Source organism: Rhizobium tropici CIAT 899 (assembly GCF_000330885.1).
In the GTDB taxonomy this organism is placed as follows: domain Bacteria; phylum Pseudomonadota; class Alphaproteobacteria; order Rhizobiales; family Rhizobiaceae; genus Rhizobium; species Rhizobium tropici.
The window spans coordinates 874240-887900 of the sequence record NC_020062.1; the positions used below are offsets into that span (position 1 = coordinate 874240).

The window sequence follows — 13661 nt, forward strand, 5'->3', positions numbered from 1 at the left end:
TACCGTCCCCCACGGTAAATCTGTCTTTTGTTTGAAGCGCCACTGCGGTTCGAGAGTCGAGACCGAAGAACGCTTGACCTAGCGTCTTGACTGCTCGGGGGAGGCGTAAAGCCCGCATTTCAAGAACGGGCATTGTTCATCAAACCATGTTCAATGATGCGAACGGAGAACAGCAGATGTTGGAACCTCGGGACGAATGGATCAAGAAACGCGCATACGCCATATGGGAAGAGGAAGGTCATCCTTCGGGACGCGACGCCGAGCACTGGGCGCAGGCGAGCAGCGAGCGTATTGCGCTTGAAAAGACCGTAGCAAACGGCAGCACGATCGATATCAAGCCAAAGGCGAAGCGCAAGACGGCGGTCGCTGCGGCGGCTGTTGCCGAGGAGAAATCGGCCAAACCCGCGAAGAAAACGCCGAAGAAGGCTGTAGTGCCGAAGGTGTAAGGCGTGTCGGTCTTAAGAGTGTGGCGGAGACAGGAGCGGCCTGTTGGCAACGGCAGGCGCCCTCTCTTTCAAAAGACGGCGGCCGGCGGAATATTTGCAATAATTCCGGTGATTTGGCTCTCTTGCGCGACATAGTTGTCACACATCGATGCTACGAATTGCGAAGGGAGCTTAGCAATGGGTCGTAGCGACATCGATGATAGGGAAATGACCGTTGCCGCAATCGTTGCGGCGTGCTGCGTTGCCTGTTTTGCCAATGGGTTTGGAGCGATGCGATGACATCTCTCCTTATATTGACCGCGCTCTATCTGCTGGCCGCCTTGGTCCTGATTTTGATCATCGATCGTTCAGTCGGCATCTTTTTCCCGGCTTCAGCCAAGCAATCTGCCGCCGCGCGGCATGATCGGCGCTTGCGAATGCTTCCAGCCAGTCTGCTGTCCAGTAATCGCAATTCGCCCGGGCGGATCTCGGAACCTTTTCTCTGACGACGGGTTGGTTTTTCGTCCTAACAAGGAGAAAGATCATGCCCCGAGGAGACAAATCGGCCTATACGGACAAACAGAAGCGCAAGGCTGAGCATATCGAGGAAGGATATGAAGAGCGCGGCGTTTCCAATGAGGAGGCGGAGCGGCGTGCCTGGGCGACGGTCAATAAGGAAAGCGGCGGCGGTAAGAAATCCGGCTCCGGTCGCGGCCATTCCGAAAATCACGAATCGTCCGAAAAGGGCGGCAGGATCGGCGGACGTGCTGCTGCCAAGCGACCGGCTGCGGAGCGTTCCGCCTCTGCAAAGAAGGCGGCTGCGACGCGCAAACGTCACGAGCATAATGCGCGCAGCTAGCCTCCCTGTTAGAGGTCTCGCCGGACCTTTCTCACAGGCCGACGATGAAATTCACAGGGCTTCTGGCGCATATGTGTAGCCTATAACCGGGTCGCCACTTATCTTCTGCACTATCGGCGCTAAATTGCAGGCTTGCGATGCGCCGATGGTGACGATGACGAGAATATGCCCGTCGCTACGACTGCCGCGGCTGGCTTTTCAATTCTCGGGAGGGAAAAACGGAATGGCTTACGAACTCTATTATTGGGATGGCATTCAAGGGCGCGGCGAATTCGTTCGGCTGGCGCTGGAGGAGGCGGGTGCGGAGTATGTCGATGTTTGTCGCGGACCGGCAAGCAAGGGGCAGGGAATGCCCGCCATGTTCGCCATCATGGGCGGAAAATCCGACTTCGATCTTCCGTTTGCGCCGCCATTTCTGAAGGATGGCGATCTCATCATTCCGCATGTGGCGAATATCCTGATGTATCTCGGCCCGAAACTAGGTCTGGCACCGAGGGACGAAGGAAAGCGCCACGTGTTGAACGGCCTGCAGTTGACCATCACCGATCTCGTCGCCGAGGTACACGACACACATCACCCGATCGCAACGTCGAAATATTACGAGGACCAGAAGCAAGAGGCCAAAGCGCGCGCTGCAGAATTCATCGAAAACCGCATTCCCAAGTTTCTCGGCTATTTCGAGAAAGTGCTTCAGCAGAACCCCGAAGGATCGAGCCATATCTTCGGAAATGAATTGACCTATGTCGATCTATCGCTGTTCCAGGTCTATGAGGGATTGCACTATGCCTTCCCGCGCGCGACAAAGCATTTTGAGCGCGATTATCCGCATCTGACTGCGCTGCATGCAGCTGTCATGAAACGGCCCAACATTGCTCGCTATCTTCAGTCCGATCGCCGCATTCCCTTCAATGAGAACGGCATTTTCCGGCACTATCCGGAACTGGACAAAGATGTGGCCTGAGCGATGCTGCTTTATCAGTTCATTCCCGCATGCTGGATCATCTGGCTGTTGATCTGGCTTTTCGCTTCTTTCGGCGTCAAGAAGAGCGTGCGGCAGGAGGATCCGTTGTCGCGGCTCGGCAATACTGCGCCGATCTGGATCGGCGCCTTCCTGCTTTCAATCGATCCATCCTGGTTCGGCCCCTTGCGATATCGTATCATTCCGCAAGACCCTGCATCTTATGCAATCGGTGCTGCTCTGACCTTCATCGGTCTGCTCTTCGCCGTCTGGGCGCGCTATCATATTGGCAGAAACTGGAGTGGCGTGATTACCCTCAAGGAAGATCACGCGCTTATACGCTCCGGTCCATATGCGCTTGTCCGGCATCCGATCTATTCCGGTCTGATGCTCGCCATCATCGGCTCGGCAATTGCGCGAGGCGATATCGCGGCGGCCCTGGCCATCGTCGCCGTTCTCTATGCCGTGCTGCGCCGTGTGCGAATCGAGGAAAGTTGGATGAGCGAGACCTTCGGCTCGGCCTATGCCGACTATAAGGCCAGCACGCCCGCGCTGGTCCCGTTTCTCGTGTAGCGTCAGACCTTCAGCGGCGCTGCCGTCTTGAAGAAATCCGCCCAGGGATCGGTGCTCGATTGGCCGAGGCGCGATGCTGCATTCTTGACCGTAAAGGAAGCAGGCCCGATCGTGCCGTCCAATTCCTCCCAATTGACCGGCATCGAAACGGCGGTGCCCTTTCTGGCGCGCGTCGAATAGGGTGCCACGGCAGTATTGCCGCGACCGTTGCGCAGATAGTCGATGAAGATATGGCCCGCCCGCTTCGCCTTGCTGGCGACCGACAAATATGTCTGCGGACTATCGGCACTCATGGCATGGGCGATCGCTTCGGCGGCATCCTTGATATCAGGCCAGGTCGCCTGCGGTTTGACGGATGCGACCACATGCAGTCCCTTGCCGCCAGAGGTTTTGACAAAGGAGGTCAGTCCCTGGGCCGCGAACCGCTCCCTGATCTCTTTCGCGGCAGTCACGACCTTGCGCCATGCGATATCCTCGCCGGGATCGAGGTCCATGATGATCATGTCGGGCTTTTCCCAATGCTCGATCGCGGTGCCCCAGGGGTGTATCTCCAGGGCGGCTGATTGGACGAGTGCAGCAAGCCCGTCGAAACTCTCGATCTTCAAAAGTTTTGCAGCGTCTTTGTCTTCAGGATCGGCGATTTCGGTGATGTTATGATTGATGCCTTTCCAGGCGTGTTTCTGGAAGAACCGTGGCCCATCGATACCATCGGGGCAGCGCAAGAGGGCGAGGGGGCGATTGATGACGAATGGCGACATGCGCTCCCACGCCAGGGCATAATATTCGAGAAGATCTTGCTTGGTAATCTCGTCGTCGGGCCAATAGACCCGCTCCGGGTGGGTCAATTCCACCGACGTCTTGATGCCGTCATGAGTGGGCGTCTTTGCCATCTGCATGCGCTCCATCTTCTTGGACGCGAAGGTCCCGCGCCGGGCAAGACTAACATTGCCCGGCACACAAAGCGACCGCTGACCGCATCTCAGGGCATGAGCTGGCCGCCATTGACCTCGATGATCTGGCCGGTGATGTAGCCGGACAGGGTGGGAGAGGCGAGGAAGAGATAAGCGCCGACGCAGTCTTCCGGCGTGCCGACGAATCCCATGGGAATCGTCTTGCGCTGTAGTTCCATCTGCTCGTCGTTGGTATAGCGCTCATGGAACGGCGTCGCGATGACGCCGGGTGCGACGGCATTGACGCGGATCTTGTCGTTGACGAATTCCTTGGCGTGCCCATGGGTAATGGTCGAGACGAAACCCTTCGAGGCGGCATAGAGAATTGCGCCATTGCCGCCGCCGTTGCGCGCGGCAATCGAGGTCGTGTTGATGACGAAGCCGCCTTGTTTTTTCAGGTGTGGATGAGCGGCACGGGTTGCCGCAAGGACGGAGCGGGCATTGAGGTTCATCACCCGCTCATAATGCTCATCCGTCATTTCGGCGGTCGGAAGCCGCCCGAGCATGCCGCCGGCATTGTTGACCAGGCCATCGAGGCCACCCAAAACGTCTACCGCATCCTCGACGACGCGCTCGGTCCCGCCGTCTTGCGAGACATCGCCCTGAATGAGATGGACGGTTCCGCCGCCAGCCTTGATTTCATCGGCCAGCTTTTCCGCCGGTTCACGGCTTGCATTGAAATGCAGGCCGATTTTCATGCCCTGTGCGGCAAAGGCGCGTGCCACGGCAGCGCCGATGCCGGTCGAAGCACCCGTTATCAATACTCTTTTGCCGGCAAGATCGGGAATGCGAATGGACGCAAGCGATTGCGCGAGTTCTGTCATGACGACTCCTCCTGAACGTCAACCAATCATACGACGAAATATGCCTTTGTCTTATCAGGCTCGGGGGCAAAAAGGCAATCATGCCAAGCGCGACAAAAGGACGACATGTCCTTTGTCGAGGAAGCGTCCTTAGTCGCCGGAAAACAAAAGGGTTTTTCTTGTTTTTGAAGTTAAGGTTTCGATCGAAGTCGCAGAAGCATCGCTCCATGTCCATCCCGCAAGCGAACAAAACGATCTGGCGTAGCGCCGTTGCGGCAGATAAGGAAGCTACCAGGAGAGTCGAACGCTTGGGCCTGTTCACGATAAATGATGGCGACTGCGACTTTCAGCAACGGGGTAAGACTGAGGATATCATGAGCAAGAACAAGCTGATCCGTTTCGACGTCGCCGACAATCAGGCCGGCGGCCAGCGTCGCCCCTTCGCCAAGGCTGTCAGGGCAGGCGATTTCGTGTACGTTTCGGGCCAGGTTCCGACGATCAACGGCGAAATCGTTACGGGCAATATCGTCACGCAGACCGAGCAGGTCATTGCCAATATCAAGGATGTCCTTGCCCTTGCCGATTGCACGCTCGAGCATGTGGTGAAGGTCAATGTGTGGCTGGATGACGCTCGTGATTTCTCCAGCTTCAACTCTGTCTTCGAAAAGCACTTCATCGATCATCCGCCAGCCCGCTCGACCGTTCAGTCGCCAATGATGGTCGATGTGAAGGTGGAAATGGACGTCATCGCCTACAAACCGCTCGACTGACCGAGCGCTGTTTTTTGCCTCGATTGCGGTGCGGCAAGGGCTGCATCGCAATCCATCTCGCGCCCATTTGCGATGGCGCGCCCCAGATGATCAATCTCCCGACTATCTGCCTTAAAATCCCAAAGCCTGCAGGCCGCCGCCTGCTTCGGTAATGCGGATAGGCGCCGCTTTTTCTCGATTGCGGCTCCGCGCGACCGCATCTCCAAGCGCGCGCACGCTGCCACCAGGCCGCAGTCCTCAATATATCCGCGCAATTTCCAGTAGCGGCGAAGTGCGTGCCGACATCGGCGACAATCCTTCAAACCTCAAAATCAATGCCTTTGACTTCCAATCAGCGATTGACGAGTTTCAAAACTCACTATTAAATCAATTTGATTGACTACTCCAAAACAACAAGAGGGGTTGGAAATGGGAATGAGGAAAAGGTCATTGCGCAATCTATTTCAGCGGACATCACTGGCAGCGGCGGTGCTTGGCGCTTCGCTGGCATTCGGTGCAGGCATGGCATCCGCGGAATCCGTGCTGACGATGCACATCGAGGAGCAGACCAGCTGGGTCAGCAACTTCAATCCATTCGATCTGGCCGGTCGTCGCCAGAGCACGATGGATTTCATCTACGAGCCCTTGGTCATCTTCAACGCCAATGACGGCGGCAAGCCGGTCTGGCGTTTGGCGACCAGCTACAAGTTCTCCGACGATCTGATGTCGATCACGTACGAACTGCGTCCCGGCGTGAAATGGTCGGATGGCCAGCCGCTGACCTCGGCCGACGTGAAATACACGATCGACCTGATGCTGAAGAACCCGGCCGTCGATACCGTCGGTGCCGGTCAAACAGTCGCATCGGTCGAGGCACCGTCGCCGACAGAGGTGACGATCAAGCTCAAGGCCGTGAATTCCGAATTCCCGGAATCGCTCGCCGATCTCGCCGTCGTGCCCGAGCATATCTGGAAGGACGTGGCCGATCCGGTCGCCTTCAAGAACGAGAAGCCCGTCGGCTCTGGCCCGATGACCGAGGTTCGCCGTTTCACCCCGCAGGTTTACGAGCAGTGCCGCAATCCGAACTACTGGGATGCCGCATCGCTTCATGTCGATTGCCTGCGCCTGCCGCAGATCTCGGGCAACGACCAGATGCTGGCGCTGCTGCCGGAAGGAACCGTCGATTGGATCGGCTCGTTCCTGCCGCAGATCGACAAGACCTTCGTCGCGCTCGACCCGCAGCACAATGGTTACTGGCAGCCGCCGGCGGAAACCGTTGCCTTCGAGATGAACTTCAAATCTTCGAATATCGGTAATTTCGAGGCATTCAAGGATCTCAATTTCCGCCATGCGTTCAGCCTGGCGATGGACCGCAAGTCGATGGTCGATATTGCCGGCTTCGGCTATCCGGTCGTCAACCTGCACGCCAGCGGCCTGCCACCACGCTTTGACAGCTGGCGCAACAAGGCTGCCGAAGGCGACAAGGACGCCTTCATGGGCTTTGATACCGACAAGGCCAACAAGATCCTCGACGATGCCGGCTACAAGAAGGGCGCCGACGGCTTCCGCACGACGCCGAGCGGCAAGCCGATCACCTTCGCGGTCATCGTGCCGAACGGTTGGACGGACTGGATCGATGCCGTGCAGATCGCCGTCGAAGGACTTCGCGCCGCGGGCATCAACGCCTCAGTTGCCACCCCCGAATACGAGCAGTGGCGCAAGCAACTTCTCGATGGCAGCTTCGATGTGGTCATGAATTCGCGCGCCGACAGTGCCACCCCATTCCAGGGCTATTATCAGAGCCTGTCGACGGCCTATGCCGGCAAGCTCACCGTCGCCGCGCCACGCTACTCCAACCCGAAGCTCGATGCGCTCTTCGATCAGTATCTGAAGTCGTCTTCCGATGATGATCACAAGAAGATCTTCAACGATATCCAGGTTCTGATCGCAGACGATTTCCCGGTCGTTCCCGTCTTCAACGGCCCGACCTGGTATCAGTATTCCAGCAAGCGTTTCACCGGTTGGGTCACGGACAAGGATCCGGTGATGAATCCGGAAAACCACGATAACAACCGCATGCGTCTCATGCATCTTCTGCGTCTGAAGCCGGTCCAATAAGGCCACAGCGAAGGAAGCAGATATGCGTGTTTCGAGCCGGCGCCTCGGCGTCTATGCGGTGGCTTTGGCTTTCGCGATCGTCGTGAACTTCATTCTTCCCCGGCTTATGCCGGGGAGCCCCGTCGATGCCATGGTCGCCCAGCTCGGGCCGCGGGCCACGCCCGCGGCCGTGGAGGCGATCAAGGCCCGTTTCGGCGAGATCGATCAGCCGATCATGATGCAGTTCCTCGACTACCTTAAAGGCCTCGCCACTTTCGATCTCGGCGTTTCGGTCAAATACTATCCGCAGACGGTGGTCCAGGTGCTGAGCCGGGCGACGCTCTGGACCATCTTCCTTGTGGTCACCGCGATCATATTTTCGCTGTGTGTCGGTGTCGTGCTCGGCGCCATCGCGGCCTGGAGACGCGGCGGGCGGTTCGATACGATCGTATCGCCTTTCGCAGTCATCCTGTTTTCGATACCGCCCGTCATCGTCGCGCTCACGACCCTGTTCGTCTTCGCCGTATCGTTGCGCTGGTTTCCCGTGGGATATGCCTATGATCCCAACCTAGATCCGGGCTTCAACTTCACCTTCTTCGGCAGCGTCTTCGTGCATGCCATCCTGCCGGTGCTGACGCTGTCGCCATTCCTTGTCGGCGAGTTCCAGACCACCATGCGATCTTCGATGATCGTCGTGCTTGGCGAGGATTACGTGACGATGGGCCGCGCCAAGGGGCTGAGCAATCTCGCCGTCATGTTCGGCTATGGCGCGCGTAACGCGCTCTTGCCTGTCCTGACCAATCTTGCGCTGATACTCGGCGCCGTCTTCGGCGGCTCGATCGTTACCGAGATTGTCTTCAATTATCCGGGTCTTGGGCTGACGTTGTTTACCGCCAGCGTGGCGCGCGACTATCCCGTCATTCAGGGGCAATTGCTGCTGATGACGCTTGCGACACTTGGCGCCAATTTCCTCGTCGACATCATCTACGGCCTTGTCGATCCGCGATTGAGGGAGGCAGGTCGATGAGCTTTTCCTTCCGATCCGTTTTCAGCCAGAAGAAGGCGCTTGTCGGCTTCATCATCGTTGCAGCACTATGCCTGATGGCGATCTTCGCGCCGATCATCGCTCCCGGCGAGCCCGGCGCCCGTGTGGGGCGCTCGCATCAGCCACCATCCGTCGAACATGTATTCGGCACGACGAAGATGGGTCGCGACGTCTACAAGCAATTCGTCTGGGGCGCCAGAAGCTCGCTTTCCGTCGGTTTCGCGACGGGCATCGTGATTACCGTGCTCGGCACCGCCATTGGCCTAATCGCCGGCTATACCGGCGGCAAGACCGATGCAGCGCTCGACCTCGCCACCAATGCCGTGCTTGTTATCCCGAACATGCCGCTCCTCATCCTGCTTGCCTCCTTTGCCGGCACGGTCGGGCCCATGACGATCATGACCATCATCGCCTTGACGTCATGGCCCTGGGGCGCGCGCATGACGCGGTCGCAGACGATGGCATTGCGCAACCGCGATTTCGTCACCGCCGCCAAGATGATCGGCGAGCCGGCCTGGCGCATTATCTTCGTCGAGATCCTGCCCAATCTGACGCCGCTCATCGGCATCAATCTGGTCGGCAGCATCATTTACGCGATCGTCGCCCAGACCACGCTCGAATATCTCGGCTTCGGCGATCCGCTGAAGGTCACCTGGGGAACCATGCTCTACAACGCCCAGAATGCCTCGGCCATCATGGTCGGAGCCTGGTGGGATATCGGCATTCCCGCCATCGGCATCGCGCTGACGGGGCTCGGTCTCGCGCTGATCAACTTCACCTTCGATGAAATCGCCAATCCGCAATTGCGTTCCGGCCCGGCCTTGACCCGCTGGTTCCGCCTGACACGCGCTCGCAACCGCATGATGAGGGCCGAGCAATGAGCGACAATCTGCTTGAGATCGAGCATCTCAATATCGACTATCTGCTCGACAAGGGCGATTTCCGCGCGGTGAAGGATGTGTCTTTCAACGTCGGCCGCGGCGAGATCTTCGGACTTGCGGGCGAATCCGGCTGCGGCAAGAGCACGATCGCCTATGCGATCACCCGGCTTTCCAAGGCTCCGGCCTGGATCAGCGGTGGAAGCATCAGGCTCGACGGGCAGGATCTGCTCAAGATGCCGGAAGGCGAGCTGCAGAAGATCCGCTGGAAGCGCGTCGGCATGGTATTCCAGAGCGCCATGAATTCGCTCAATCCACTGATGCGGGTGGAGGCACAATTCCACGACGTCTTGCGTCGCCATACCGGCTGCTCACGCCAGGAATCGCGTGCCCGTGCCGAGGAAATGTTCAAGCTGGTGGGTATTCCCCCGCATCGCGTCGGCGATTATCCGCATCAGTTTTCCGGTGGCATGCGCCAGCGCATCGTTATCGCCATCTGCCTGGCGCTGCGCCCCGAACTCATCATCATGGATGAACCGACGACGGCGCTCGATGTTGTCGTGCAGCGCGAGATCCTGGAGCAGGTTCTCGACCTGCAGCAGACCTACGGCTTCTCGGTGCTCTTCATCACCCATGACCTGCATCTGATGGCGCAGCTCTGCCACCGTATCGGCGTTATGCTGAGGGGCGAGCTGGTCGAGGTCGGCGATGTCACTCAGGTCAGCCAGTCGCCCGTTCACGAGTACACGCGCAAGCTTTGGAATGCCATTCCGCAGCTTCCGGCCAGCGCCCACCCTCCCGGAGTTTTCGCATGAAACCGCAGATACAGGCCGTGACTGCAGAACCCGTCATCCAGCTGGATGATGTCCAGCGCCATTTCGGCCCCGTGCACGCGTTGAAAAGCGTTTCCTTTTCACTATTCGCGGGAAAGGCACTGGCATTGGTCGGCGAATCCGGCTGCGGCAAGACCACCTGCGCCCGCATCATCGCCCGGCTCGACAAGCCCACAGCCGGCAGGCTGCTGTTCCGTGGGCAAGACCGCACGGCGCGCGGTTCGGGCAGGGACGAGCGGATGTACCGCAAGAATGTCCAGATGGTCTTCCAGGACCCGTTCTCGTCGCTCAATCCGGCCTTCACGATCGATCATCACATCGCAAGGCCACTGCAGTTGCACGGAGACAAGCCGAAGGCGGAGCGAGAGGATGATATTGCGAAGTTGCTGGAGAGTGTCGGGCTCGATCCTGCAGTGACGCGGCAGAAGTTCCCGCACGAACTCTCCGGCGGCCAGCGCCAGCGCGTCAATATTGCCCGTGCGCTTGCGGTCTCTCCGAGCGTGCTGGTGGCGGACGAACCGACCTCGATGCTTGATGTCTCGATCCGCAAGGACATTCTCGATCTGCTGGCGCGGGTAAAACGGGAAAACGATCTGGCCATGCTTTACATCACCCATGATATTGCGACGGCTGCCCATGTTGCGGAGGAGATCGTGGTGATGTTTGCCGGCCAGATGGTCGAGTGGGGCGAGACCGATGCCGTCCTCGCCAGTCCGAAGCACCCCTATACGCAGCTTTTACTTTCTGCTGTGCCGGATGGTGGCCGTAGGTTCGTGACCGGCGGCAGTGCCCGCTTCCTGGAGCAGGCGGAGAAGATCCGCGCGCTCAGCCGGCCGGTCTCGACAGTGGTCGAGGAGGTCGGCCCCAATCATTTCATGCGTGCGCTCGTCGCATCGAATTAGGAGGAATTCCCCTTGGACTACCTGGTCAATCTATCGACCCTGCCGATCGATATGCAATCGGCCGAGCGCATGGCGAAGACGGGCGTTACCGTAAGGCGCGCACTGCCGCCTGAGCTGCGGCTGATCACCGGTTGGGTGGCCGAACATTTCCGCCAGGGATGGGCAAGCGAGACGACGGTGGCGATGACGCGTCAGCCGCCGACATGCTTCATCGCCACGCGCAATCGGGAGCTTGTCGGCTTTGCTTGCCACGAGGCGACGGCACGCGGCTTCTTCGGCCCGACCGGCGTCGACGAAAGCGTTCGCGGCCTCGGCATCGGCCGTGCATTGCTCTTTGCCTGCCTCAACGACCAGAAGGCCATGGGCTATGCCTACACCGTCATAGGCGATGTCGGCCCGTCGGAATTCTACGAGAAGACGGTCGGCGCGATCCAGATCCCCAATTCCGCACCCGGCATCTACGCCGGCATGCTCAAGCTTTGAACGATACCTTCAGGAAGAGAGAATGCTCATGTCCACACCGCGATCCCTGGCTTTGCGGCTTGAAACAACCTGGAACCCGCCTGCCGACGACAAGGAGTTTTCCTATGTCCTGCGGCTGAAGAACCTATCGTCGGAGCCGCTTTCCGGCTTCGCGCTCTGCGTCAGCGGCCCCGGCCGCGTCGATCCCGCCGGCGTCGTCGAAGGCGCGACGGTCACGAAACGGCTGTCCAATTTCACCGAATTCCAGCCGCCGGAAGGCTTCATACTGGCTGGCGGTGAGACATGGACCATCACGGTGCACGCGCTCAGCTGGACGTTCCGCCATTGGACCGACGGTGCCACAAGTGCTTATCTGGCGCTTTCCGATGGAACTGCCGTATCCCTTGCCACAGAGCCGACGCGCACATCGTCAAGCAATGCGCCTTTGAAGCGTGGCGCCGAAATCTATCCCGTTCCGGCCAATCCTCCCGTTCCACTGGCGATCATTCCCTGGCCTAACCGCGTTGCCGTTTCGTCGCGCCGACCGCTGCCGGCAGGCTTTACGCTGAAGGCGGCGACACCAGAAGCACAGGCTGCGGCTGCAAGCTTCACGGCGCTTGTCGAGCATCTTTTCGCGGCTGAGGGACTTGTCCGTTCCGAGGCGGAAGGCGCTGCAACGGTGGTGCTGCGTCAAACGGAAGGTCTAGGCCACGAAGCCTATAGGCTGGAATTTGCCTCGGAGAGCGTCACTGTCGAGGCGAGCACCCAGACCGGCTTCATCTATGGCCTCGTCACCATCGGCCAGATCTGGCGCGGCGCACGCCTGCATCCACAGGCTTTCCATTTCCCGGCCGGCGGCGAGATTGTCGACGAGCCGTCCATGAGCTGGCGCGGCCTGCATCTCGACGTCTCGCGCCAATTCTACGGCACGGCTGAAATCAAGAAGCTGATGGCGGTTCTTGCCTGGAACAAGCTCAATCGCTTCCACTGGCACCTGTCGGACGACGAATCCTGGCGCATCGAGATCGATGCCTATCTGGCATTGACGGAGATCGGCGCATGGCGGGGCCACGGACTGCCGTTGCCGCCGCTTCTCGGTTCGAGCCCGGCTCGCACCGGCGGCTATTATACCAAGGCGGCCGTGCGCGAGATCGTCGCTTACGCCAAGGGCTTCGGCATCGAGATCCTGCCCGAGATCGATATGCCCGGCCATTGCTATGCGATGCAGCAGGCAATCCCGGAGCTTCGCGATCCGAACGAGGTCGGCAGCTATTATTCGGTGCAAGGCTTCCCGGACAATTGCATCAATCCGGCGCGAGAGAAGACTTATGAGGTCATCGAGACCATCCTTTCCGAACTGATCGAACTCTTCCCGTTCAAGACGATCCATATCGGCGCCGATGAAGTGCCGCTTGGCGCTTGGTCCGGCTCCCCGGAGGCACTTGCCCGTCTGCGCGAACTGGCCGGCGACGAGTTAGCGGAGGCCCATGCCAAGCGCCTGAACGTCATCACCAATACGCACGGGGCTGACGATATTCACGGCTCGGGCGCGGCCTTCCTGCAGGCCGAATTCCTGGAGCGCATCCAGGCGTTTCTTGCCTCCAAGGGCTGCATAACTGGCGGCTGGGAAGAAGCGGCGCACGGCGACAGGATCGACAAGGGGAAGAGCTATCTTTGCAGCTGGCGCAACGTCGAGGTGGCGGCCGAGCTTGCGGGGCGCGGTTATGAGATCGTCGTCTGTCCTGGCCAGGTCTATTATCTCGACATGGCGATGCGCCCGGATTGGGACGAACCGGGCGGCAGCTGGGCCGGCTACTCCGATGCGGAGAAGATCTACACCTTCGATCCCGTCGGCGGCTGGACGGAAGCGCAGAAGGAGAAGCTTCGCGGCATCCAGGCCTGCATCTGGTCGGAACCGATGACCGACCGCGCCGTTTTCGACCGGCTCGTCTTCCCGCGTCTTTCGGCGCTGGCGGAAACCGGCTGGACCAAGCCTTCGGCCAAATCCTGGGAGCGATTCAAGGCGCTCGCAGGCACGATGCCGCTGCTTTACGGCCTGCATCAATTTTGACAGCCTGATGCACGGCCCTCAGGCGCGACCCAGCCAGGTCGCGCCTGAGCAAGGTT

Annotated in this window: 15 protein-coding genes; 13 read left to right on the forward strand and 2 right to left on the reverse strand. The window is 59.4% G+C overall.

Annotation, left to right across the window (positions count from 1 at the left end; genetic code table 11):
• The first annotated feature begins 176 nt into the window (after positions 1-176).
• From RTCIAT899_RS26180 to RTCIAT899_RS26200, 5 genes are all read left to right on the forward strand, one after another.
• Complete coding sequence (locus RTCIAT899_RS26180; protein ID WP_015342841.1) at positions 177-446, forward strand: DUF2934 domain-containing protein; 270 nt, start codon at positions 177-179, stop codon at positions 444-446.
• A 293-nt stretch (positions 447-739) separates the two neighbouring features.
• Positions 740-931 carry a hypothetical protein gene (locus RTCIAT899_RS26185; protein WP_135488117.1) on the forward strand — a complete coding sequence of 64 codons (192 nt, stop codon included), beginning with the start codon at positions 740-742 and terminating at the stop codon, positions 929-931.
• Between the two features lie 38 nt (positions 932-969).
• Positions 970-1284 carry a hypothetical protein gene (locus RTCIAT899_RS26190; protein WP_015342844.1) on the forward strand — a complete coding sequence of 105 codons (315 nt, stop codon included), beginning with the start codon at positions 970-972 and terminating at the stop codon, positions 1282-1284.
• Between the two features lie 223 nt (positions 1285-1507).
• Positions 1508-2245 carry a glutathione S-transferase gene (locus RTCIAT899_RS26195; protein ID WP_015342845.1) on the forward strand — a complete coding sequence of 246 codons (738 nt, stop codon included), beginning with the start codon at positions 1508-1510 and terminating at the stop codon, positions 2243-2245.
• A 3-nt stretch (positions 2246-2248) separates the two neighbouring features.
• Positions 2249-2815: a methyltransferase family protein gene (locus RTCIAT899_RS26200; protein WP_015342846.1), complete on the forward strand. Its 567-nt coding sequence runs from the start codon at positions 2249-2251 to the stop codon at positions 2813-2815.
• A gap of 2 nt (positions 2816-2817) precedes the next feature.
• Here RTCIAT899_RS26200 and ligD read toward each other — a convergent pair whose 3' ends face one another.
• The gene (gene ligD, locus RTCIAT899_RS26205; protein WP_376766874.1) at positions 2818-3711 is read right to left on the reverse strand and encodes a non-homologous end-joining DNA ligase; all 894 of its coding nucleotides are present in this window, start codon (positions 3709-3711) and stop codon (positions 2818-2820) included.
• Positions 3712-3794: 83 nt separating this feature from the next.
• A complete protein-coding gene (locus RTCIAT899_RS26210) occupies positions 3795-4589 on the reverse strand; it encodes an SDR family NAD(P)-dependent oxidoreductase (RefSeq protein WP_015342848.1) in 795 nt (264 codons plus the stop codon).
• A 353-nt stretch (positions 4590-4942) separates the two neighbouring features.
• Here RTCIAT899_RS26210 and RTCIAT899_RS26215 point away from each other — a divergent pair, with 353 nt between their 5' ends.
• The 8 genes from RTCIAT899_RS26215 (at position 4943) to RTCIAT899_RS26250 (ending at position 13605) form a co-directional block, all read left to right on the forward strand.
• The gene (locus RTCIAT899_RS26215) at positions 4943-5338 is read left to right on the forward strand and encodes a RidA family protein (protein WP_081598470.1); all 396 of its coding nucleotides are present in this window, start codon (positions 4943-4945) and stop codon (positions 5336-5338) included.
• A 408-nt stretch (positions 5339-5746) separates the two neighbouring features.
• Positions 5747-7435: an ABC transporter substrate-binding protein gene (locus RTCIAT899_RS26220; protein WP_041678184.1), complete on the forward strand. Its 1689-nt coding sequence runs from the start codon at positions 5747-5749 to the stop codon at positions 7433-7435.
• A gap of 22 nt (positions 7436-7457) precedes the next feature.
• Positions 7458-8441 (forward strand): ABC transporter permease, encoded by a 984-nt coding sequence (locus RTCIAT899_RS26225; protein WP_015342851.1) that lies wholly within the window; start codon positions 7458-7460, stop codon positions 8439-8441.
• Positions 8438-9340 (forward strand): ABC transporter permease, encoded by a 903-nt coding sequence (locus RTCIAT899_RS26230; RefSeq protein ID WP_015342852.1) that lies wholly within the window; start codon positions 8438-8440, stop codon positions 9338-9340. Before RTCIAT899_RS26225 ends, RTCIAT899_RS26230 begins: the two co-directional genes overlap by 4 nt.
• Positions 9337-10152 (forward strand): ABC transporter ATP-binding protein, encoded by an 816-nt coding sequence (locus RTCIAT899_RS26235; RefSeq protein WP_015342853.1) that lies wholly within the window; start codon positions 9337-9339, stop codon positions 10150-10152. Before RTCIAT899_RS26230 ends, RTCIAT899_RS26235 begins: the two co-directional genes overlap by 4 nt.
• Positions 10149-11072: an ABC transporter ATP-binding protein gene (locus RTCIAT899_RS26240; protein WP_015342854.1), complete on the forward strand. Its 924-nt coding sequence runs from the start codon at positions 10149-10151 to the stop codon at positions 11070-11072. Before RTCIAT899_RS26235 ends, RTCIAT899_RS26240 begins: the two co-directional genes overlap by 4 nt.
• A gap of 12 nt (positions 11073-11084) precedes the next feature.
• A complete protein-coding gene (locus RTCIAT899_RS26245; RefSeq protein WP_015342855.1) occupies positions 11085-11555 on the forward strand; it encodes a GNAT family N-acetyltransferase in 471 nt (156 codons plus the stop codon).
• Between the two features lie 22 nt (positions 11556-11577).
• Positions 11578-13605: a beta-N-acetylhexosaminidase gene (locus RTCIAT899_RS26250; RefSeq protein WP_015342856.1), complete on the forward strand. Its 2028-nt coding sequence runs from the start codon at positions 11578-11580 to the stop codon at positions 13603-13605.
• Positions 13606-13661 lie beyond the last annotated feature (56 nt).

Bases quoted from the DNA above. Each gene is read 5' to 3' on its own strand.
- RTCIAT899_RS26195 (WP_015342845.1), top strand. From the start codon at position 1,508: ATGGCTTACGAACTCTATTATTGGGATGGCATTCAAGGGCGCGGCGAA.
- RTCIAT899_RS26230 (WP_015342852.1), top strand. From the start codon at position 8,438: ATGAGCTTTTCCTTCCGATCCGTTTTCAGCCAGAAGAAGGCGCTTGTC.
- RTCIAT899_RS26180 (WP_015342841.1), top strand. From the start codon at position 177: ATGTTGGAACCTCGGGACGAATGGATCAAGAAACGCGCATACGCCATA.
- RTCIAT899_RS26240 (WP_015342854.1), top strand. From the start codon at position 10,149: ATGAAACCGCAGATACAGGCCGTGACTGCAGAACCCGTCATCCAGCTG.
- ligD (WP_376766874.1), bottom strand. From the start codon at position 3,711: ATGCAGATGGCAAAGACGCCCACTCATGACGGCATCAAGACGTCGGTG.
- RTCIAT899_RS26215 (WP_081598470.1), top strand. From the start codon at position 4,943: ATGAGCAAGAACAAGCTGATCCGTTTCGACGTCGCCGACAATCAGGCC.
- RTCIAT899_RS26190 (WP_015342844.1), top strand. From the start codon at position 970: ATGCCCCGAGGAGACAAATCGGCCTATACGGACAAACAGAAGCGCAAG.
- RTCIAT899_RS26210 (WP_015342848.1), bottom strand. From the start codon at position 4,589: ATGACAGAACTCGCGCAATCGCTTGCGTCCATTCGCATTCCCGATCTT.
- RTCIAT899_RS26250 (WP_015342856.1), top strand. From the start codon at position 11,578: ATGCTCATGTCCACACCGCGATCCCTGGCTTTGCGGCTTGAAACAACC.
- RTCIAT899_RS26225 (WP_015342851.1), top strand. From the start codon at position 7,458: ATGCGTGTTTCGAGCCGGCGCCTCGGCGTCTATGCGGTGGCTTTGGCT.
- RTCIAT899_RS26200 (WP_015342846.1), top strand. From the start codon at position 2,249: ATGCTGCTTTATCAGTTCATTCCCGCATGCTGGATCATCTGGCTGTTG.
- RTCIAT899_RS26220 (WP_041678184.1), top strand. From the start codon at position 5,747: ATGGGAATGAGGAAAAGGTCATTGCGCAATCTATTTCAGCGGACATCA.
- RTCIAT899_RS26235 (WP_015342853.1), top strand. From the start codon at position 9,337: ATGAGCGACAATCTGCTTGAGATCGAGCATCTCAATATCGACTATCTG.